This is a genomic window from Pseudomonas mediterranea CFBP 5447, assembly GCF_000774145.1.
Classification (GTDB): Bacteria; Pseudomonadota; Gammaproteobacteria; order Pseudomonadales; family Pseudomonadaceae; genus Aquipseudomonas; species Aquipseudomonas mediterranea.
This window is the reverse complement of the sequence record NZ_KN322987.1, coordinates 23,276-45,134: the sequence shown is the minus strand read 5'-3', so window position 1 is coordinate 45,134 and position 21,859 is coordinate 23,276. Positions and strand designations below refer to the sequence as shown.

18 protein-coding genes are annotated in these 21,859 nt (G+C 61.7%); 13 read left to right on the top strand and 5 right to left on the bottom strand.

What is annotated here, in order from left to right; translation table 11 throughout:
• Window positions 1–34 precede the first annotated feature (34 nt).
• The 9 genes from N005_RS20395 (at window position 35) to N005_RS20355 (ending at window position 7,144) form a co-directional block, all read left to right on the top strand.
• Window positions 35–364: a c-type cytochrome gene (locus N005_RS20395; RefSeq protein WP_047702837.1), complete on the top strand. Its 330-nt coding sequence runs from the start codon at window positions 35–37 to the stop codon at window positions 362–364.
• Window positions 361–1,539 carry a cytochrome D1 domain-containing protein gene (locus N005_RS20390; RefSeq protein ID WP_047702836.1) on the top strand — a complete coding sequence of 393 codons (1,179 nt, stop codon included), beginning with the start codon at window positions 361–363 and terminating at the stop codon, window positions 1,537–1,539. The genes N005_RS20395 and N005_RS20390 overlap by 4 nt, the downstream gene beginning before the upstream one ends.
• A gap of 2 nt (window positions 1,540–1,541) precedes the next feature.
• Complete coding sequence (locus N005_RS20385) at window positions 1,542–2,000, top strand: Lrp/AsnC family transcriptional regulator (protein WP_047702835.1); 459 nt, start codon at window positions 1,542–1,544, stop codon at window positions 1,998–2,000.
• Window positions 1,997–2,509, top strand: a complete 513-nt coding sequence (gene ahbB, locus N005_RS20380; protein WP_047702834.1) for a siroheme decarboxylase subunit beta — start codon at window positions 1,997–1,999, stop codon at window positions 2,507–2,509. The genes N005_RS20385 and ahbB (N005_RS20380) overlap by 4 nt, the downstream gene beginning before the upstream one ends.
• On the top strand, window positions 2,502–2,945 hold the full coding sequence (locus tag N005_RS20375) for an Lrp/AsnC family transcriptional regulator (protein ID WP_047702833.1): 444 nt from the start codon (window positions 2,502–2,504) through the stop codon (window positions 2,943–2,945). Before ahbB (N005_RS20380) ends, N005_RS20375 begins: the two co-directional genes overlap by 8 nt.
• The gene (ahbB, locus tag N005_RS20370; RefSeq protein WP_052126419.1) at window positions 2,920–3,453 is read left to right on the top strand and encodes a siroheme decarboxylase subunit beta; all 534 of its coding nucleotides are present in this window, start codon (window positions 2,920–2,922) and stop codon (window positions 3,451–3,453) included. Before N005_RS20375 ends, ahbB (N005_RS20370) begins: the two co-directional genes overlap by 26 nt.
• Before the next feature lie 151 nt (window positions 3,454–3,604).
• Window positions 3,605–4,786, top strand: coding sequence for a heme d1 biosynthesis radical SAM protein NirJ (gene nirJ, locus N005_RS20365; protein ID WP_047702832.1), 1,182 nt, complete (start codon window positions 3,605–3,607; stop codon window positions 4,784–4,786).
• Window positions 4,787–4,811: 25 nt separating this feature from the next.
• On the top strand, window positions 4,812–5,651 hold the full coding sequence (cobA, locus tag N005_RS20360; RefSeq protein WP_047702831.1) for a uroporphyrinogen-III C-methyltransferase: 840 nt from the start codon (window positions 4,812–4,814) through the stop codon (window positions 5,649–5,651).
• Window positions 5,648–7,144: a nitrite reductase gene (locus tag N005_RS20355; protein WP_047702830.1), complete on the top strand. Its 1,497-nt coding sequence runs from the start codon at window positions 5,648–5,650 to the stop codon at window positions 7,142–7,144. The genes cobA and N005_RS20355 overlap by 4 nt, the downstream gene beginning before the upstream one ends.
• A 593-nt stretch (window positions 7,145–7,737) precedes the next feature.
• Here N005_RS20355 and N005_RS20350 read toward each other — a convergent pair.
• The gene (locus N005_RS20350) at window positions 7,738–9,204 is read right to left on the bottom strand and encodes a hypothetical protein (protein WP_047702829.1); all 1,467 of its coding nucleotides are present in this window, start codon (window positions 9,202–9,204) and stop codon (window positions 7,738–7,740) included.
• 204 nt (window positions 9,205–9,408) lie between these two features.
• On the opposite strand from N005_RS20350, the gene N005_RS20345 reads away from it, so the two are divergent.
• Together N005_RS20345 and N005_RS20340 are read left to right on the top strand one after the other, a co-directional pair.
• Window positions 9,409–12,066, top strand: coding sequence for an excinuclease ABC subunit UvrA (locus N005_RS20345; protein ID WP_047702828.1), 2,658 nt, complete (start codon window positions 9,409–9,411; stop codon window positions 12,064–12,066).
• 384 nt (window positions 12,067–12,450) lie between these two features.
• Window positions 12,451–13,179, top strand: a complete 729-nt coding sequence (locus N005_RS20340) for a LuxR family transcriptional regulator (protein ID WP_047702827.1) — start codon at window positions 12,451–12,453, stop codon at window positions 13,177–13,179.
• A gap of 94 nt (window positions 13,180–13,273) precedes the next feature.
• Here the strand turns inward: N005_RS20340 and N005_RS20335 are convergent, their stop codons facing one another.
• Complete coding sequence (locus N005_RS20335) at window positions 13,274–13,873, bottom strand: LysE family translocator (protein WP_047702826.1); 600 nt, start codon at window positions 13,871–13,873, stop codon at window positions 13,274–13,276.
• Window positions 13,874–14,462: 589 nt separating this feature from the next.
• On the opposite strand from N005_RS20335, the gene N005_RS20330 reads away from it, so the two are divergent.
• Both N005_RS20330 and N005_RS20325 read left to right on the top strand, forming a co-directional pair.
• Window positions 14,463–15,236 carry an acyl-homoserine-lactone synthase gene (locus N005_RS20330; RefSeq protein WP_047702825.1) on the top strand — a complete coding sequence of 258 codons (774 nt, stop codon included), beginning with the start codon at window positions 14,463–14,465 and terminating at the stop codon, window positions 15,234–15,236.
• 32 nt (window positions 15,237–15,268) lie between these two features.
• Window positions 15,269–16,135, top strand: a complete 867-nt coding sequence (locus tag N005_RS20325) for a helix-turn-helix domain-containing protein (RefSeq protein ID WP_047702824.1) — start codon at window positions 15,269–15,271, stop codon at window positions 16,133–16,135.
• 57 nt (window positions 16,136–16,192) lie between these two features.
• Here N005_RS20325 and N005_RS20320 read toward each other — a convergent pair whose 3' ends face one another.
• From N005_RS20320 to N005_RS20310, 3 genes are read right to left on the bottom strand one after another with little or no spacing between them, the layout of a single operon-like run.
• Window positions 16,193–19,276: an efflux RND transporter permease subunit gene (locus N005_RS20320; protein ID WP_052126418.1), complete on the bottom strand. Its 3,084-nt coding sequence runs from the start codon at window positions 19,274–19,276 to the stop codon at window positions 16,193–16,195.
• On the bottom strand, window positions 19,273–20,367 hold the full coding sequence (locus N005_RS20315) for an efflux RND transporter periplasmic adaptor subunit (RefSeq protein ID WP_047704062.1): 1,095 nt from the start codon (window positions 20,365–20,367) through the stop codon (window positions 19,273–19,275). The genes N005_RS20320 and N005_RS20315 overlap by 4 nt, the downstream gene beginning before the upstream one ends.
• Window positions 20,368–20,375: 8 nt before the next feature.
• The gene (locus N005_RS20310) at window positions 20,376–21,806 is read right to left on the bottom strand and encodes an efflux transporter outer membrane subunit (RefSeq protein ID WP_047702823.1); all 1,431 of its coding nucleotides are present in this window, start codon (window positions 21,804–21,806) and stop codon (window positions 20,376–20,378) included.
• Between the last annotated feature and the right edge of the window lie 53 nt (window positions 21,807–21,859).

The following is a 21,859-nucleotide window of genomic DNA, read 5'->3' as shown; positions in this document are numbered from 1 at the left end:
TGTTGCTCGCACCCTTTCAATTCAGGAGGACGTCATGGAACGACACAGCGCTGCAACCTGGATGACGGCCCTGCTCCTGGCCTTTTCTGCCAGCGCGCTGGCCGCCCCCGGCCCCCAGCGCCAGGCCCAATTGCAACACCTGCTGGACCAGGACTGCGGCGCCTGCCACGGCCTGTATCTGACCGGCGGTCTCGGCCCCCCCCTGACCCAGACCGCCCTGGCCGGAAAACCCCGCGACAACCTCATCGCCACCGTCACCCAAGGCCGCCCCGGCAGTGCCATGCCCGGCTGGGCGCCGCTGCTCGGACCTGACGACATCCGCTGGCTGGTGGACCGGCTCCTGCAAGGAAAACCCACCCCATGATCCGTTCCTTCCTGTTATTTTCAGCCGCGGTGTTGTTGCTGTCGGCCTGCGCCCAGGCACCGCTGCGCGGCACCGGCGACCTCGGTGTGGTGGTGGAGCGCGCCAGCGGCAGCCTGCAGATCATCGAAAGCGAGCGGCGCACCGCGCTCGGTCGGGTCGAAGGGCTGGGCGACCTCTCCCATGCGTCAGTGGTGTTCTCCCGCGACCAGCGTTATGCCTACGTGTTCGGTCGTGACGGCGGTTTGAGCAAAGTCGACCTGCTGACTCAGCGGATCGAGCGGCGGATTCTCCAGGGCGGCAACAGCATCGGCGGTGCGATCAGCCAGGACGGCAAGCTGATTGCCGTCTCCAACTACGAACCCGGCGGCGTCAAGGTGTTCGATGCCCGCACCCTGGAACAGGTCGCCGACATCCCGTCCACACCCTTGCCGGACGGCAGCAAGCGCTCACGGGTGGTCGGTCTGGTGGACGCACCGGGACAGCGTTTCGTGTTCAGTCTGTTCGACACCGGCGAAATCTGGACCGCCGATTTCAGCCAAGGCCAAGTACCACGCATCGAGCGCTTCACCGCCATCGGCCAGCAGCCCTATGACGCGCTGATCACGCCCGAGGGCCGCTACTACATGGCCGGCTTGTTCGGTGAGGACGGCATGGCGCAGCTCGACCTGTGGCATCCGGAACGCGGCGTGAAACGCGTGCTGGGGCATTATGGACGCGGTCAGGCGCGGCTCCCGGTGTACAAGATGCCTCACCTGGAAGGTTGGGCCCTGGCCGACGGACAGGCTTTCGTCCCCGCCGTCGGGCATCACCAGGTGCTGGTGATGGATGCTCGTGACTGGCAGCAGACCGACAGCATCGCCGTGGCCGGCCAGCCGGTGTTTGTCACGGCACGACCGGACGCCCGGCAGTTGTGGGTCAACTTCGCTTATCCGGACAACGACCGGGTCCAGGTCATCGACACCCAGACCCATGCCATCGTGGCCGATCTGCGGCCGGGACCGGCGGTGCTGCACATGGAATTCACCGCCCGCGGCGACCAGGTGTGGCTGTCGGTTCGAGACGGCAACGAGCTACAGGTCTGGGACCCTTACCGACTCGAACGCCTCGCGATCCTGCCCGCTCTCAGTCCCAGCGGCATTTTCTTCAGCAGTCGCGCGCATAAACCGGGGTATTGAGCATGACCGGGAATTCACTGGCCCGTCGCCTGATCGACCGTTTCCAGCATGGCATGCCGTTGTGCGCCGAACCCTATAGGGCGATGGCCGACGCCCTCGGTTGCAGCGAAGCCCAAGTCATTGACTGCCTGCAACACCTGCAAGTGGCCGGCACCCTGTACCGGGTCGGCCCGGTGTTCGAGCATTCCAGGGCCGGTGCCAGCACCCTGGCGGCCCTGGCCGTGCCCGAGGACCGCTTGCAGCAAGTGGCTGCCCGCGTCAGCCAGTATCCGGAGGTCAATCACAACTATGCCCGGGAGCATCGCTACAACCTGTGGTTCGTCCTCACCGGCCCCGACCGCGCGCATCTGGAAAACATTCTCCGAGAACTGGAGAGCGACACCGGCCTGACACCGCTGGACCTGCCCATGCTCACCGCCTACCGCATCAACCTGGGCTTTGCCCTGGAGGCCACCCCATGAACACACCGTTGAGCGAACAGCAGTCGCTGGCGCTACGCCGTCTCCTGGAGAGCGGCCTGCCGCTGACGCCGCGCCCCTTCCAGGCCCTGGCCGAACAGATCGACGCCGACGAACGACAGGTGCTCGAGCAGATACGGCAATGGCAAGAACAAGGCCTGTTTCGCCGGGTCGGCCTGGTGGTCAACCACCGCGCCTTGGGTTTTGCCGCCAACGCCATGCTGGTGCTGGATGTGCCGGACGCCCTGGTGGATGAAGTCGGTCGCCGCCTCGGCAAGGCCTCGGGCATCAACCTGTGCTACCAGCGGCCACGGCGCCTGCCCCAGTGGCAGTACAACCTGTTCTGCATGATCCACGGTCGCCAGCGTGACCGGGTCGAGGCCCAGGTCCAGGCACTGCTCGCCGAGCACTTGCTGGACGACCTGCCCCACCAGCTGCTGTTCAGCACCCAGCTGTTCAAGCAATGCGGTGGACGCTTCACCGCTCCGGCAGGAGTCCGTATCGATGGATGACCTCGACCGACGCCTGATCAACCGCCTGCAGCTGGGCCTGCCGTTGGTGCGCCAGCCTTGGCAGGCATTGGCCCTTGAGCTGGACAGCAGCAGCGCCGAACTGCTCGACCGGCTGCACGAATTGCTCAACGACGGCGTGCTCACCCGCTTCGGCCCGATGTTCGATGTCGAGCGCCTGGGCGGCGCATTCACCCTGGCGGCGCTGGCAGTGCCCGAAGCCCGTTTCGAAGCCGTTGCCGAGCAGCTCGCGGCGATGCCCGAGGTGGCTCACAACTATCGCCGCGAACACCACTTGAACATGTGGTTCGTGCTGGCCTGCGCCAGCGAGCAGGCGATCCGCGAGAGCCTGCTGCGCATCGAGCGCCTGACCGGCCTGGTGCCGCTGAACCTGCCCAAGGAGGAGACTTACCATGTCGGCCTGTATTTCCCCGTCTGAACCGTCGCGGCAAGCACCACCGCCGTTGAGTGAAACATCCCTGGCACGGCGACTGGTCGAACTGACCCAGGAAGGCCTGCCGCTGCTGGAAGACCCATGGGCCTGGCTCGCGGAACAGTTGGGACTGAGCGTGGAGTCCACCCTCGACCTGCTCAAACGCCTGCAGGCCGAAGGCGCCATCCGCCGCATCGCCGCCGTGCCCAACCACTACCGCCTGGGCTATCGCCACAACGGCATGACCGTCTGGGACGTCGCTGACGCCGATATGTCGCGACTTGGTTCGCTGCTGGGTGCGCAGCCCTTCGTCAGCCACTGCTACCGACGTCCGCGCAGGCCTGGCTGGCGCTACAACCTGTTCGCCATGGTCCACGGTCGCAGCCGTGAGGAAATCGACAGCTACCGCGACCATCTGCGCTACCTGCTGGGAGATGCCTGTGCCGCCGACGACATGCTGGTGAGCAGCCGCATCCTGAAGAAAACCGGCCTGCGCCTGATGCCAGGCAGTTAACCCACAACCTGTAGGAGCAAAGCTTGCTCGCGATAGCGGTGGAACAGCCAATAGCGGTCGACTGACTTGCCCCAATCGCGAGCAAGCTTTGCTCCCACAGGTTTGTGCTGAGCCCATAGATCAAGCACTCGTGTATCGGAAGGAGCGCATCATGTTGAGGATCAGCCATTATCTGCGCGCCCTGGCCGGCCAGTGTCCCGCTCCACGCACCGCCCCCGTGGGCAGCAGCCGGGCGCCGGTGGTGATCTGGAACCTGCTCAGGCGTTGCAATCTGACCTGCAAGCACTGCTACGCCACCTCGGCCGACAGCGTGTTTCGCGACGAGCTGGACACTGCCGCCGCGCTCAAGGTCATCGACGACCTGCATGACGCCGGTGTGCGCGTACTGATCCTCTCCGGCGGCGAACCGCTGTTGCGCGACGATCTGTTCCAGCTCAGCGCCCATGCCCGCGCCAAAGGCTTCTTCCTCGCCCTGTCCACCAACGGCACGCTGATCGACCCGAGCAATATCGAGCAGATCCGCGCCGCGAACTTCGACTACGTCGGCATCAGCATCGATGGCCTGGAAGCCACCCACGATGCCTTCCGCCAGCTCAAGGGCAGTTTCGCCCGCTCCATGGCCGCCATCCGGCTCTGCCGCGAGCAAGGGATCCGGGTCGGACTGCGCACCACCCTGACCCAGCAGAACCATGCCCAACTGCCCCGGCTCCTGGACCTGATGAATGAGTACGACGTGCAGAAGTTCTATCTGTCGCACCTCAACTACAGCGGCCGGGGCAAACGCAGCCGCAAACTCGACGCCCATCAACAGATGAGTCGCGAGGCCATGACGATGATCTTCGAGCGGGCCTGGAGCGACATCGAACAGGGCCGCGAGAGTGATTTCGTCAGCGGCAATAATGACGCCGATGCGATCCTGCTGCTGCAATGGATCGCCCGCCGTCTGCCACAGCACTCTGCCGAACTGGAGCGGATGCTGCGGGCCTGGGGCGGCAATGCGTCGGGCAGCGGTATCGCCAATATCGACAACACCGGCGAGGTCCACCCCGACACCTACTGGTGGCAGCACTCGGTGGGCAATGTCCGCCAGACGCCGTTCAAGATCCTCTGGCTGGAGCGCCCCGACGCGCTGCTGCTGAAATTGCGCGAGCATCCGCGAGCCGTCGGCGGTCGCTGCGGACAATGTCGCTGGCTGGCGATCTGCAACGGCAACACCCGTACCCGCGCCTGGGCCGATGGCGACCTGTGGGGCCAGGACCCCGGCTGCCATCTCAGCGACGAGGAAATTGGCCTGGATGCGATCCCCAGTGTGGCGATGCCTTGCACCCGATAACTTGAGTCCGAACCAAGGAAACCCCATGCCCGTCCCCCTCGTTCTACCCGCGGCGTTGCAATCCCCCTTCAGACCGGGCGAAGTCGCTCTGGTCGGCGCCGGCCCCGGTGACCCTGGCCTGTTGACGCTGCGTGCCTGGAGCCTGCTGATGCAGGCTGATGCGGTGGTCTACGACCGCCTGATCAGCCCGCAATTGCTGAGTCTGATCCCATTGCCGTGCGCCCGGCATTATGTCGGCAAGGCGGCTGGCTGCCACAGCCTGCCCCAACCGCAAATCAATGAACTGCTCGCCGATCTCGCCGACCAGGGTCAACGGGTGGTCCGGCTCAAGGGTGGCGATCCGTTCATTTTCGGCCGTGGCGCCGAGGAGCTGGAATACCTGCTGGCCCGTGGCATCGATTGCCAGGTGGTGCCCGGTATCACCGCCGCGTCCGGTTGCAGCGCCTACGCCGGCATCCCGCTGACCCATCGCGACCTGGTCAACTCCTGTCGCTTCATCACCGGCCACTTGCAGCGCGAAGGCGACCTGGACCTGCCGTGGCAAAGCCTGGCGGAGGCCAGCCAGACCCTGGTGTTCTACATGGGGCTGTCGAACCTGGGTACCATTGCCGCGCGGTTGATGGAAGCCGGCCTGGCAGCCGACACCCCGGCGGCCCTGGTCAGCAACGGCACCCGCCCCGACCAGCAAGTGCTGCGCGGCACCCTCGCACAACTGCCGGAGTTGGCAAGGCGTTGCGCCGAAGGCTTGCCGACCCTGACGGTGATCGGCCAGGTGGTCGGGCTGTTCGCCCAGCAACCGCTGTATCATCCGGCGCGCCTGCTGCCCTTACCCACCCGGCCTCAACTGTCGAAGGTGGCGCCATGAGGTGCTGGTGGCTGACACCATTGCTGTGGATCGGCGCGGCCCACGGCAGCGTGACCGGCGTGCCGGACCTGGAACAGGCCGAGCGCGATTACCAGCAGCACTGCCAACAATGCCATGGCGTCAATCGCATCGGCGGCGCCGGACCCGCGCTGTTGCCCCAGAGCCTGAGCCGGATCAAACCCGACGAAATCCGCCAGGTGATCGAGAACGGTCGCCCGGCCAGCCAGATGGCGGCGTTCGGCGCGGTGCTCGAGGCCGCGCGGATCGACAGCCTGACCCATTACCTTCAGCGTCCGCCCGCCGTCGAGCCGACCTGGAGCGAAGAGGACATCCGCCACAGCCACCGCGTGCTGGCGGATGTCGCAACTCTTCCCGACAAGCCCCAGCACAACGCCGACCCGTTGAACCTGTTCGTGGTGGTGGAAGCCGGCGATCACCATGTCGACATCGTCGATGGCGACCGCTTCGAAGTACTGGCCCGCTTCGCCTCGCATTTTGCCGTGCACGGCGGGCCGAAGTTTTCCCCTGACGGGCGCTTCGTCTACCTGGCGTCCCGGGACGGCTGGATCAGCCTGTATGACCTGCACAACCTCAAGCTGATCGCCGAGGTGCGCGCCGGGCTCAATACTCGCAACCTGGCGGTGAGCAAGGACGGTCGCTGGGTGCTGGTGGGCAATTACCTGCCCGGCAATCTCGCGGTGCTGGATGCCCGGGACCTGTCGCTGGTGAAGATCATCGAGACGGTGGGCCGCGATGGCCAGGCTTCGCGGGTCAGTGCGGTCTACACCGCCCCGCCGCGCAACAGTTTCATCGTCGCCTTGAAGGATGTGAAGGAAGTCTGGGAGCTGTCCACCGGTCCGAAGCCGGACTTCGCGCCAAGGCGCATCGAGGTCCAGGACCAACTGGATGATTTTTCCTTCTCGCCCGATTACCACCAGTTGCTCGCCACCTCCCGCCAGGCCCAGGGCGGACAGGTGATCGACCTGGACTCCGGTCGGGTGGTGACCGACATCGCCTTGCCGGGGATGCCTCACTTGGGCTCGGGCACCTATTGGAAACGCGACGGACGCTGGCTGTTCGCGACGCCCAATATCAGCAAGGGATTGGTGTCGGTGATCGACCTCGATACCTGGAAAGTCATCAAGCAGATTCCGACCCTGGGACCGGGGTTCTTCCTGCGCAGCCATGCCAATTCCCGCTACGCCTGGACCGATGTATTTTTCGCCCAGGACAACGATGCCGTTCACCTGATCGACAAACAGACCCTGGAAATCGCCCACACCCTGCGCCCCATGCCCGGCAAGACCGCCGCCCACGTCGAGTTCACCCGTGACGGCCGTCATCTGCTGCTGAGCATCTGGGACACCGACGGCGCGCTGATCGTGTATGACAGCAATACTCTCCAGGAAATCAAGCGCCTGCCCATGAACAAGCCTTCGGGCAAGTACAACGTCGGCAACAAGATCGAATTCGTCGAGGGGACATCCCACTGAACAGCGGTAAATCGTTAACGACGGCCCCCCGAGCTCAGCCGGCCTCCATGTTGCCCCTGCCACCGCTATCGCGAGCAGGCTCGCTCCCACAGGTCCGGCGCCCTGCATCAGTACCCCATCCACCGCAAAATCCACTGTGGGAGCGAGCCTGCTCGCGATGGCTTCAGTCCAGCCTGCATCCCTGCTGAATGTGCCACCGCTATCGCGGGCAAGCCCGGCTCCCGCAGGTCCGGCGCTAGGCACCGATACCGCATCCACCGCAAATCCACTGTGGGAGCGAGCCTGCTCGCGATGGCTTCAGTCCAGCCTGCATCCCTGCTGAATGTGCCACCGCTATCGCGAGCAGGCTCGCTCCCACAAGTCCGGCGCCCGGCATCAATACCCCATCCACCGCAAATCCACTGTGGGAGCGAGCCTGCTCGCGATGGCGTCGGTTCAGCCCGCATCCCTGTTGAATGTGTCACCGTTATCGCGAGCAGGCTCGCTCCCACAGGGTCCGGTGCCCGGCATTAATACCGCATCCACCGCATATCCACTGTGGGAGCGAGCCTGCTCGCGAGGCGCCAGACAGACAACGCAGATCAGCCAATCATTCAGCGCAACCCATAGGAATAAAGCCCGCCATCGTGATTGTCGTACCAATTGCCGTTACCCCAGATCACCCGGTCCTGAGCGGGTTGAAACCCGACGATGCCCAGGTAGCCATCAATGTCCAGGCGCTTCCAGGACTGGCCCCAGTCGTTGGAGTAGAACACCCCGTCGGCCGAAATGGTCGCGTCCGACCACCAGTAGAGCCAGCGCGGCGGCTGGTGGCTGCTGGAGGTGTTGATCAGCAGGCTGTTTTGCCCGACCCAGAAATTCTCCTCGCGCACCCGGCTCTCCGAGGCCAGGGGTGCAAACGCGCTGGGCAGCTCGCTCAAGGTGCGCCAGGTCAGCGCCTTGGTGTCCAGCTCGGCGATGACGTCGCGGCCACGGTTGCCCTGGTCGATCAGTCCGATGACCCGTCCGCTGTCGTTCTGGATCAGCTTGCTGACAAACAGATTGTCCTCACGCTGCATCTCCACTACCCGCCACTCCCCCGCTTCACGCTGCAAACGGGCACGGGTGGTCAGGTTGAACGCGAGGTTGTTGCCGACACCATCGGGATTGCTGGCCCAAAAGCGCTGGGACACCCAGAGGAAGGCATGCTGGGCATCCAGTTGCAGGACATTGGTTCGCACGTCCCCTTGCTCGCCCAGATCAGTGTGCCATTGAGTGATGTCGGGGTGTTTCTCCTGCACTGACTCGACGGACATCAGCAACGACTCGGACGCCATGACCGGTGTACTGCTCACGCCACGGTCGGCAGAGTAGAAGACCCCGGTGGGAACGGCGCCCGGCGGCGCCTCGCCGCTGAAGTCATCCGCCGTGGCCGGCCGACCCCAGGCCCAGACTTCATCGGCGCCGTGAAAATATGGCTTCAGGCTCCAGGCCAACTGGTCGGCACCGGCAAACCAGCCTTTGCTCAACCAGGTCCAGCGCTTGCCTTGATCGTCGCTGCGCAAGACCACGGTCTGGTTGATGTCGTCGCCACCGGCACCTTCAGGCCGGTCAAGCCCGGTCAGCAGGAATACACTGGCGCCGTCCGGACTGGCGACCAGGCAAGCCGCGCCGCTGACGTGAGCCACCAGCTCGAACTGCCCCTGGGCATTCAGGCGTGAAATGAAGGAGGTTTCCTCTTCACGGACGATGAGATTGGCGTAGAACCCCTCCGGCTCCGGCGCTTTCGGTTTGCCGTAGACCACGGTGTCCAGGTTCACCACCTCGGCACCGGGGTCCAACTGGCTGGCATCACCGTCCAGGCGTCCGACCAGCCAGGTACCTTGCGCGGTCACGACGACGCCCGTGCAATACTGAGTCATTGCCCGCAGCCGGGTATCCTTCACCGTGCCGAGCTGTTGCTGGTCCGGACTGGCACCGCCCCACTCCAGCTTGGCGCTGGTCAGCATCCACATGTACCACAACCCGGCGGCACCCAGCAGCGCGGCAAACAGCGTGACGAACAGTTTTGATCGAGGCATGAAAGGTCCATATCCATGGGAAAAAATGAGAAGCTTTTCTCATTTCTTTCAACGCCAGTAAATTTTTATCGCACGAAAACCGCTAAAGCCTGTCGCATGATTTCATCGCTGTGACTCAGGTTGCATTTTGCCCTCGCCGAGCGATGCAGTTTTGCCGCGCAGCCTTGACGGGTTAAGGTCGCACTGAACCACAAGGAACACCCGATGCCCCCACGCGCAAGCCTGGACAGCTCTGCCCCACCACTCCAATACAGCGGTTTCGTCCGGGTGCGTGGCGCCCGCGAACACAACCTCAAGAACATTGATGTCGATATCCCACGCGATGCCCTGGTGGTGTTTACCGGCGTGTCGGGGTCGGGCAAGTCGTCACTGGCCTTCTCGACGCTCTACGCGGAGGCCCAGCGTCGCTACTTCGAATCGGTCGCGCCGTATGCGCGGCGCCTGATCGACCAGGTGGGCGTGCCGGACGTGGGCAGCATCGAGGGGCTGCCGCCGGCAGTGGCCTTGCAGCAGCAACGCGGCAGCCCCAGTGCGCGCTCTTCAGTGGGCAGCGTCACTACCCTGTCGAGCCTGATTCGCATGTTGTACTCCCGGGCGGGCAGCTATCCGGCCGATCAGCCAATGCTCTATGCCGAGGACTTCTCACCCAATACGCCACAGGGGGCATGCCCGCAATGCCATGGCCTGGGCCGGGTCTACGAAGTGACCGAGGAGTCCATGGTGCCGGACCCTTCGCTGACCATCCGCGAGCGCGCCGTCGCGGCCTGGCCGATGGCCTGGCAGGGCCAGAACCTGCGGGACATCCTGGTGACCCTGGGCTATGACGTCGATATCCCGTGGCGCGACCTGCCGAAAAAGCAGCGCGACTGGATCCTCTTCACCGAAGAAACACCCACCGTCCCGGTGTACGCCGGGCTCACGCCGGCCCAGACCCGCGCCGCCCTCAAACGCAAACTCGAACCCAGTTACCAGGGCACGTTCAGTGGCGCCCGGCGCTACCTGCTGCACACCTTCATGCACTCGCAAAGCGCGCAGATGCGCAAACGCGTGGCGCAATACATGCGCGCCAGTGCCTGCCCCGAATGCGCGGGCAAACGCCTCAAGCGCGAGGCGCTGACCGTGACCTTTGCCGGCCTGGACATCGCCGAGCTGTCGCACCTTTCCCTGCTGGAACTGGCCGATGTGCTCAAGGGCGTCACGGCTGCGGATTATCTTGAGCAACCCGAAGAGTCGAGCGACGTCCTCACCCACCGGCAAACCCGAGAGGCTCGCGAGCAACGTGCCGCCAGGGGCGACAACCCCCACGCAGGCGGGCCGGACGCACGTCATACGCCCAACCTGTCCCTGGAAAAACGCCTGGCCGCCCAGCGCATCGCCGCCGAATTGCTGGAACGGATCGTCACCCTGATCGACCTCGGCCTGGGCTACCTGGCCCTGGAACGCAGCACCCCGACGCTGTCCTCCGGCGAGTTGCAACGCCTGCGCCTGGCGACCCAGCTCAACTCCCAGCTGTTCGGGGTGATCTATGTGCTGGACGAGCCTTCCGCCGGCCTGCACCCTGCCGACAGCGAAGCCCTGTTCGACGCCCTGCAACGCCTCAAGGCCGCAGGCAACTCGGTGTTCGTGGTCGAACACGACCTGGACACCATGCGCCGCGCCGACTGGCTGATCGACGTGGGCCCGGATGCCGGTGAACAAGGTGGCAGGATTCTCTACAGCGGCCCACCTGGCGGTCTCGCCCAGGTATCGGCATCGCGAACCCGCGCCTATCTCTTTGCCGAACAGACCCTCGCCCCGCGCAGCCCTCGAACGCCAGCCGACTGGCTGCGCCTGGAGGGGATCACCCGCAACAATCTCGACAACCTGAGCGCGGCCTTTCCCCTGGGTTGCTTCACAGCCGTGACCGGTATCTCCGGCTCCGGTAAATCCAGCCTGGTCAGCCAGGCCCTGCTGGACCTGGTGGGCACCCACCTGGGCCTGGCCAGCCAGGACGGCGAAGCGGATGAGGCCAGCCTGGAAGACGAACCCGAACAAACCAGCGGTGGACGTGTCACCGCCGGGCTCGACGCCATCAAGCGCCTGGTCCGGGTGGACCAGAAACCCATCGGGCGCACACCGCGCTCCAACCTCGCCACCTACACCGGATTGTTCGACCACGTACGCAAGTTGTTTGCTGCGACGGAGCAGGCCCGCGAATTGGGATTCGATGCCGGGAGGTTCTCTTTCAACGTCGCCAAGGGCCGCTGCGAAACCTGTGAAGGTGAAGGCTTCGTCAGTGTCGAGTTGTTGTTCATGCCCAGCGTGTACGCCCCCTGCCCGACCTGCCATGGCGCACGCTACAACCCGCAGACGCTGACCGTGAACTGGCAGGGATTGAACATCGCTCAGGTGTTGCAATTGACCGTCAACCAGGCATTGGAGGCATTTGCCGGGCAAGCCGCGCCAAGACGCGCACTGCAGGTCCTGCAGGATATCGGACTCGGCTATCTGCGCCTGGGCCAACCGGCCACGGAACTGTCCGGCGGCGAAGCTCAGCGCATCAAGCTGGCAACGGAACTGCAGCGCAAAGCCCGAGGGGCGACATTGTATGTACTGGATGAACCGACCAACGGGCTGCATCCCCAGGATGTGGATCGCCTGCTCGTGCAGTTGAATCGCTTGGTGGATGACGGCCATACGGTGGTTGTGGTGGAGCACGACATGCGAGTGGTGGCGCAAAGCGACTGGGTCATCGACATCGGTCCGGGAGCGGGTTCCCAGGGAGGAAAAATGGTGGTTTGCGGGACGCCAGGCCAGGTGGCTGACTGTGCGCAGAGTCGGACGTCAGGGTTCCTGAAAAAAGCGTTGCAGCCTGAATATTAAAGCTTTTTTAATGTCACTGGCTGTATTGGAAAACTTGTCTATACTGCCTTCCAGTTAATCGTTTCAGTACGTGTAGTTTAACTAGCGGTCTCGCCGCCCATGCTGTGAGACCGCACTTGCCAGGAGGCACAATGACATCAAATCACCTTTCAAAACAGCAACATCGTGGGGTGGCGGAACAGCATGATCACCCCTTGGCAATCCCCCTTATGAGCAGGGAGATGCCTCTCGCCCCGAGCACCTGCATCGCGTCGAACACCAGCCACAGCCGTTCGTGTCGTTGTTGAGCTGGCTCTGAAAACCTTCACGTTCATTTGGCGACTCTAAAGGTATAGAGCCTGGCTACGTCAAAGTCTTACATTCAAATTTTCGAGCTCGCTCATTATGCTCAAGCCCATTTCAAGCCATCTGTTCAATTTGATCCAAGAGGTGGAGAACAACATCTCAGGCGTGAGCGAAGAGGAATACACCGAGATACTGGGGTGGATATTCTCCAAGCTGGGGATCAATAAGTTCGCTTACGTTCATCTGGAGCCCACTCCGTCCAACAGCTCCAAGATTTCCATCTACAGCAACTACCCGGCCGAATGGGTAGACACCTACCGCAAGAACTCACTCTACAAATCAGATCCGGTCATGGCCAACACGGCCATTACGGCGACGCCTTTTTTCTGGAATGAAATACCGGCTGAACTGGATAACAACCCGGAGATATTCGATCAGTCAGCCAACTACGGCATCAAACAGGGTTACACCGTTCCCATCCATGAACCTGGTCGAGCATTCGGCTCCCTGCACCTGTCGTCAGAAGAAAATGACCCCGACTTCCCCCTCATCGTCCGCTCGAACCTGTTCATCATCAAAACCCTCAGCGTCATCGCCAATCAATATCGGCCCGTGGAAATAACCACTGAAAACAACTTGAAACTGTCCCCTCGGGAAATTGAATTCCTGCGCTGGCTCGCACTGGGGAAAAACTACAAAGAGATCGGCTTGATCATGAATATCACCGAACGGACGGTGAAGTTTCACGCCAAGCAAATGACTGAAAAAATGGACTGCACCAATGTCAAGCAAGCCATGATCAAAGCGGTGCAACTGAACTTCGTTTGATCCCTTTCCTTTATACCTCTCCACTATTCCACGCTACTGGCGACGATCCTATCGAGATCCGACGCCCTACCACGCCTGTACGCAACCCCGCTCCTCAGGCGAACACTACTTGCGATGCAATGTTGAACAGCATGCCGCTTGCAAACAAGCCAATCACCAATGATATGGCTCGACTCAAAAACCGTCCGGAAACAATGGTGTGGAGTTTACGCCCACAGAATGCCCCAATCGCGATCCAGACCAGCCCGACCGGAAATATGATAGCCGTGAACAGCATCATGAATGGCAAGTAGTTGTTCAACGACAAGAACGTTCCAGCCGGCGCAACAAAGGAAACGAAGAACAGTCCTTTCGGGTTGGTCAGCGTCGCCACAAACAGGTCAGGCACGGTGATGCCTACCGAGGTACCGGGCAAATGATCCTTCGCCGAGAACCACAGCTTCAAGGAAATATAAAACAAGAAACACACAGCGAAGAACTTCGTCGCCACAACCACCCAGGAATGTTCAGTCATCAGAAGATCGATGAATACCCCCCACATCGTCATCTGGATGACATAAGCCAGCCACTCCGCCACAACGAACCTCATGGATCGAGCATTCAGCCCTCTCTTTATTCCGGTTTGCAGCAGCAGTGAGTTTGTCGGCCCTGGAACCAGCAGGACAGTCATTAGTGAGAACGCGATATAAGACATAAGGTCATCCATGCCAGGAGCCACAACTGGCTCATCTTTTCAGGTTCGGACAGGTCTCTCCATACAATATCAACTTTTTAGTTGTATGACATCAGACCAATTTTTTCATACTTAGAGCAGTTACACTAAAACCATCCGGCACTCCATAGTGCCTTTCACCCGTCACTCATACAGCCGTTTAAACTTTCCGCAGGGTCGTAATCCTGCTATTTAACAACGCTCCCATACCTCTATTACAGTCTGGTTACTTACCTCAAGCCAGTCGTCAATTTTTCGACCCCATTACTATCAGTGATTTATAGGCGTCTCGGCCGGCCGTCAAAAAAACATACATTTTCCGAATGCCTGGGTCCGCCATCAGGCTATCTCTCAGCGACATCTTGTGCTTACTTCAAGTTGGTACTTTTTTGGACAATAGCTGGTACTAAGCCGCCCCTCTCTCTCCTCTCCACAAACACTATTCACGGCATTTATCCAGTAACTAATTAGACTATACACTCTACAAAATTCAGCACTGTACTTTAGGACAGTTGAAATGATTTAGTGCAAAGTTAACAGTAGCCTCAACCACAACCAAGAAACGTCACTCATGAACTACTCGTCCTGTATTCATCATTTTTCCGGCGTCTCTACCCGCATCGCATTCTACTCGCAAATTCCACCGCAAACGCTGCAACAGATATTTGCCATTCGTAAAGCCGCCTTCATCGATAGAAAGAAGTGGGATATTGAAAGTTATCAAGGCACCGATTACGAGTGGGATGAATATGACGATCCCGATGCAGTCTATATCTATACTTATACCGATGAACGGGTCACTGGCGCTGTGCGACTACGCCCCTCCAACAAACCGACTCTCATGAGTGGCGCCCTTAGTTTCATTCTCCCCACCGGCAATATCAGACCCCATTCTAATTGCTGCTGGGAAGCCACCCGATTCGCACTTCTGGAAGATAAAACTTTAGCAGGAGAAGTCACCCAGGCCAACATAGACGTTCGCACGGTGGCACTTTTCCTGTCAATGATAAAGTTTGCCCAACTGCAAAATATAGATACCTATGAAATTGTCGTTGACACCCTGATGGAAAAAATCCTGAAACGTTCCGGCTGGACAGTTGAGCGACACAATACCGCGTTCGGCTCAAAGGGCGAGACCATCATCTACGGCACCCTTCCATGCACCCTCGACGCCTATAAAGGAGTACTCAGAAAGAACGCCATCCAGACAATCACCGCCTACGAACAATTCCTTATAGCCAACCGTTCGTCAGACACATCCCATCAACCCTTTGATATCGACCAAACGCACATTGGCCGAAACATTCCAGCAAAAAAACAAATGCACACTGAGTTGCATCTATAACACCAAGACTCTGGCATGAAATTGGAGAAAGGATGAACCTACAACGACTATTCCCGCATGTTGGCAAAGTGATTGCCAGTACTGGAAGCCGCAACTTTCCTCGCTTGTTGCACGATCTGATACTTACCGAAATACCTGTCGACGCGACGCACATTACCGAGCAAAGAATAGGACCTAGTCATATTTCTGAACCCAGCACGTCCAGCATAGGTGGCGTTGGTATGGACAGCGCCTGCATCGACGCGGTCATGGATGCGCATACCGCAAAACCTTTCTTCCTCGCCGATGATATTTTTTTCGAGGATTCGCCCCCACAAAAAGTCCCCAATTTTTCCCGCTGCCTGCTCAATCGTGAACAAACGGACAGCCTTCCCTGCCACAACACCACCACTCAACTGCACCTGGCCACCCGTAAAAACGGCATCCGCTATGTTCTGTCCGTCTACCGCTCTCCTTTTTCCAGCGGATTCACGGCACAGGAACATGCCCTGCTGAAGGATTTTTCCTGCCTTCTCTTGCCCATGGTCGAAGAGCATGTGGCTGCCCTGGTGCCGGCTGAGGTCAACCGACAGGACGCATGCCTGCCATTGGAAGGCCCGGAAAACGGCGGAATGGAAGCATTACGCCAAAGATTCGCCGACCGGCTGGCGTTGTCCGGGTTGAGCTTGTCCTCTCGTGAAACCGAAGTGTGTGTCGGTTTACTGGCCGGACGCACCGCCCCGGAACTCGCCGAGCAACTCAACCTGAAAGTCAACACAGTCGAAAGTTATCTGAAACGTGCCGCGATAAAAATGGGCATTGGTGGACGCCGCTCGCTCATCCGCTGGATGCACTCGATGGATGCCACGCCATCGGGCGTCGAGTGGAACGGTATCCCCGCAATTCGCCAAGCCGTATAAAACGTTCCCCCCAACCTTTGCTCGATCACTTTAATCGAGCGGGTGTTGGGGGATGATTCATGCCCGCGAATTTTCCCCCTTCATGCTTTCCCCGGTCGATCTGCGCGTACGCAGCTTCAGCCACTCCAAGACATCGTCGACATAAGTAAAAATCACCGGCACCACCAACAGGCTCAACAGCGTCGAAGTCAGCAAGCCGCCCATGACCACAACAGCCATCGGCTGCCTGAAGCTGGGGTCTTCACCCATTCCCAGCGCGGTGGGCAACATGCCTGCGCCCATTGCGATGGTGGTCATCAGAATGGGGCGGGCACGCTTGTGGCAAGCATCCACCAACGCCTCATATCGATTCAGGCCATAGTCCCGGCGAGCCATGATCGCGTACTCCACCAACAGAATGGAGTTCTTGGTCACGATGCCCATCAACATCAGCAAACCGATAACCGATGGCAGGGAAAAGCTGAAGTTGCACACCAACAGGGCCACCAGGGCTCCGCCCAGGGAGAGCGGCAGCGCCGAAAGAATCGTGGCCGGCTGCAGGAAATCGTGAAACAGCAGCACCAGGACCGAGTAGATACAGAACACCCCGATGGCCATGGCCAGGCTGAAGCTGCCGAACAATTCAGTCATCAGTTGCAACTCGCCCTGCTCCACCCTTTTTACCTCGGGAGGGAGATTGCGCATCGCCGGTAACTGGCTGGCCTCGGCCATGACTTCACCCAGGTTACGCCCGTTGAGTTCGATGGACAGGGTGATATTGCGCAAGCGATCGAGCCGACTGATCTGCGCCGGCCCGCTACCCATGCTGATCTCCCCCAACGAAGCCAGGGAGACCTGCCCGTCACGGCCGGTCACTCGTAGCTGGTTGATGCTCTGCAGGTCATCGCGCAGCAGCGAATCCATGCGCACCCGCACATCTACCTGGCGCTGCGACAAGTTGATTTTCCCCAGCTGCGAGGAGTATTCGCCGTAGGTCGCCATGCGCAAGGTATCGGCGATTTCCTGGCTGGTGATGCCCAGCTCCGCCGCGCGGGCGAAGTCCGGACGCATCTGGATTTCCGGGCGTTGCAGGGCACTGCTGGAGGTGACGTTGCCGATCCCGTGCAACTCACGCAACTGCGGTTCCAGAGCACTTGCCGTGCGTTCCAACAGGTCGCCGTCATCGCTGGCCAGGACGATATTGAGCTTCTCGCCGCTCCCGTCGCCCCCGACATTGACCCGTACGCCGGGCAATGTACGCAGCACTTCGCGCATCTGTGCCTCGACTTGCACCTGTTTGAGATCGCGCTGATTGCGGTCCACCAGATCCACCGTCAGGATGGCATCGCCGGCGCCGGTTATGTCAGCCGCCCCGGCGCTCGAGTTGCTGGCTGTCCCTACCGAAATGAACACATGCTTGACCTGGGGCATCTCGCTCAGCCTTTCGCTGGCCTGCAACGCCATCGCGGTGGTCTGCTCCAGCGTCGTGCCAGGAGGCAGTTCCAGGGTTATCCGGCTGAGACCGACGTCCTGGGCCGGCAGGAAACTGGTGGGCAACAACGGCACCAGTGCGAGGGCGCCGATGAAAAACAGGCTGGCCAGGACCATCGTGGTCTTGCGGCGAGACAAACTGGCATGGATCCAGCCCAGGTAGCGGGTCATCAACGGGCCGTCATGAGCAGTCTCGGTCTTCGCCTTGAGGAAGTACGCCGCCATCATCGGGGTCAAAACCCGGGCCACCAGCAGCGAAAACAACAGCGCCACCGAGGCGGTCACGCCGAATTGGCGAAACAGTTTGCCGGCCACACCGCCCATGAACGCCGTGGGCAGGAAAACCGCGACCAGGGTGGCCGTCGTGGCGAGCACCGCCAGGCCGATTTCATCGGCGGCTTCGGTGGCCGCCTGAAGCGGGGTCTTGCCCATGCGCAAGTGCCGGGCAATGTTCTCGATTTCGACGATGGCATCGTCCACCAACACGCCGATGACCAACGCCAGGGCCAGCAGGGAGACGGCGTTGAGCGTGAACCCGGCCAGGTACATCACGCCAAAGGTGGGGATGATCGACAACGGCAACGCCGTGGCGACGATCAGCGTGGCGCGCCAGTCCCGCAGGAACCACCAGACCACCAGCACCGCCAGCAGCATGCCTTCGTACAGCAGATTCATCGAGTCGTGATAGTTGGCGAGCACAGCCTTGACCGTATCGCTGGCCTCGTCGATGTGCACGTTTGGATGTTGCTGGACAAACTCGGTCATGCGCTTGCGCACGTCGTTGGCTACACCGATATCGGAAAATCCCAGCGAGCGGGTGATCTGGAAACCGATTACCGGCTTGCCGTCGCGAAAAGCCCGGCTGCTGCGCTCGGCATGGGTGTCGCGAATCTCCGCCAGTTGGTTCAACGCCAGCAGGCGGCCGTCGCCGCTGGGAATATCGATGGCACCGAGGGCCGCGGGATCATCGATGGCCCCCAGGGTGCGCACGGCCTGCTGGCCGCTTCCCAGATTGCCTTGGCCACCGGAATTGTCTTTCTGCATCGCCCGCAGTTGCGCCGCGACATCCGCGACGCGGATGCCCAATCCGGCCATCAAGGCCGGATCGAGATTGACCTGGACCTCCCGATCAACCCCGCCGATGCGGGAAATCAGGGCCACGCCCGGCACCGACAGCAACTGTTTGCTCAGCTCGTTATCGACAAACCACGACAGCGCTTCCTCGTCCAGGACGTCGGAAGCGATGACATAGGTCAGCAGCGGCGATGCGCTGGTGGTCAACCGGGACACCGAAGGCGTATCCAGGCTGGCCGGCAACTGCGGCATGGCGCTGTCGACCGCGTTGCGCACTTCGTTGAGTGCCTCGTTGCCGTCCTTGTCGATGTCGAAACTGACGCTGATGCTGACGGCGCCGTCGGTGATCACGGTCGTCACATGCTTGAGCAGGCGCAAGGACGTGAGCTTGTCCTCGATCTTGCGTGCCACCTCGGTTTCCAGCTGTTCGGGAGCCGCACCTTCCAGTGAGGCGCTGATCACCACCACCGGCAGGTCCATGTCCGGGAAGTCCTGGATGGCAAGCTTGCCAAAACCCAATAGACCGAAGAGCGTGAGCAGGATGAACAGCATCACCGCCGGAACCGGATAGCGGATCGACAAGGCTGAAATATTCATGGCTGGGCGACCTGGGATTGCACGAGGGTCACACTCGCGCCGTCATTGAGGAAGGCGCCACCGGCGCGCACGATACGGGCCGCCTGATCATCCAGACCGCTCAGGATCTCTACCGCCTCGTGCATGCGCCGGCCCACCACCACGGGTCGCTGCACCACGTGCATGTCATCGTTGAGAGTGAACACATAAGAGCGGCCGTCGCGCAGGATCACGGCGGTGTCCGGCACCGTGAGGGCTTCGCGGGGCGCCAGTTCGATCTGGCCGCTGGCGTACATGCCGGCCTGGGCGGGGCTGCCGGTGGGTAGCGAGATATACACCAGGGCCCGACTGGTCTTGGTACTCAAGGTGGGCGACACCAACCGTACCTGCCCTTCCAGGCTTTGCCCGCCCGGCAACGTCAGTCGGGCAACCTGACCGGCCTGGACCTGGGCCAGTTGGCGGGCGTCGAGCTCGGCCTGCCATTCGATGCGACCGTCGCGCACCAGGCGAAACAGTTCGTCACCGGCGGACAACACTTTGCCGAGCAGTGCCGTGCGTGCGGAAATAATGCCGTCGTCCACCGCCACGATACGCGTTTGCCGCAGCCTGATCCGGGTGCTTTGCAATTCCGCCCGGGCCCCGGCCAGGTCAGCCTCGGCCAGTGCCACCTTGATGCGATAGTCTTCGCGCTGCTGCTCCGACAGGGCGCCGCCCTGGCCGACGACCCGGGCACGGCGGTCGTTGGAGCGGGCCTGTTCCAGGTTGGCCTCCGCCTGGGCGACCAAAGCCTTCTGCTTGCTTTCCTCGGCGAGCACCGTGTCGGAGGCCAGCGTCGCCAGCAATTGCCCCTTCTTTACCCGGCTGCCCACGTCGGCTTCGAGACTGGCGATACGCAGGCCGCTGGTTTCGGCATTGATGACTGCTTCCTGCCAGGGTGCCAGTGCTCCGTTGGCGAACAGCAGTTGCGGCCAGAGCTGGGACCTGGCCTGGACGACCTCCACGCTCAGGCTGCTGATGCTGGGGGCGGCCGCGACCGGCTCGGCGCCACGGCGAAACGTCAGTAGGATTGCCACGACCGCGAGCACGGTGATCGTCAGCAGGATCTTTCGCAACGTCGGGTTCACACGCCTTCTCCGTTCGATGTCGGGTGCCGAGCCAGCGGCTGGCTGGCTTTCCATCCGCCGCCCAATGCCTTGTACAGCGCGATCCAGTAGCGGACCTGATCCTGTTGCAAGGTGATCAATTCGATTTCCGCCGTCAGCGCCTGGCGGCGGGCGGTTTCACGGTCCAGCAGACTGACGCTGCCCGCCTGCCAATTGCGGTCGATGGCCTCGAACGACTCACGAAAACCGGCGGTGGAACGCTCGACATCGGACTCCCGCCGCCGCGCCGCATCGAGACGCACCAGGGCCTGTTCGACTTCCATGACGCTGGTACGCAGCGTCTGGCGATAGACCGCGAGGGCCGCGTCGTAGGTAGCCTTGGCACCGTCCACCGCCGCGCGACGTTTGCCGCCATCGAACAGGGGGACCGACAACACCGGGCCCAGCGACCAGGAGCGGGTGTGCTGCCCCACCGTATTGCCGACGGAAAAGGTGCCGGACAGGCTGAGGCTCGGCAGCCGGTCGGCCTGGGCCACGCCGATCTCGGCATTCGCCGCCGCCAGTTCCCGTTCGCTGGAGGCCACATCCGGACGCTGGCGCAGCATGTCGGCAGGAATTTGCTGCACGTTGAGTCCGGCAGGCTCCGGCAGTTGCGCCGGGGTCTTGCCGAGCACGCCGATCAGTCGCTCTTCATCGCCCCCGGTCAACGCCACCAGGCTCTTGAGCAGGACTTCGCATTCGCTTTGCTGCTGGACCAGGGCTGCCGCGCTGCTGGCGGCGCTGGCATCGGCCAGGGCGGCGTCGGCAGACGATGTGAAGCCGGCACCGAACGATTGACGGGTGATACGCGCAGTGTCCTGTTGCGATTGGGCCTGGTCCCTGTAGGCCAGCACCAGTTTCTGGCAGCCACGGTATTGCACGTAGTAGTCGCCCACCTGTGCCGCCAGGGAAACCCTCGCGTCATGCCAGTCATCGACTCGCGCCTCGACCCGTGAACGGGCCGCTTCGTTATTGCGCCGCAGTTTGCCGAACAGGTCGACCTCCCACGCCGCGTCCAGCGCGGCGGAAGCACCTGAACCACCGAGGCGCTGGGTCCCGGTCTGTTGACCGCCCCGCCCCTTGGATAACTGGCCATCGACCTTGGGCAAGGCATCGGCTGCATCGCTGTCCGCAGTCGCCCGTGCCAGGGCGATATTGGCCCACGCCTGGTCCATCGACGGACTGTCGGCTTCGGCCAGGCGCAGCAGCTCGGCCAATGCCGGGTCGTCGAACTGCTGCCACCAGTCGGCCAAGGCGGCCACGGACGCACCATGGGGCAAGGGAGCCTGCCACTTGGTCGCGACCGGAACGGCCGGCACCCGATAATCCGGTCCCAATACGCAGCCGCTCAACATCGCCGCACACAGAGTCGCCAGCAGTAGGTTTTCCCGGGGCTTGAAGGCTTGCATAGGTGGTTTGGAGGCCTGGCAAAAGTGAACGGACCGTTCAGGGACGCGGCAGA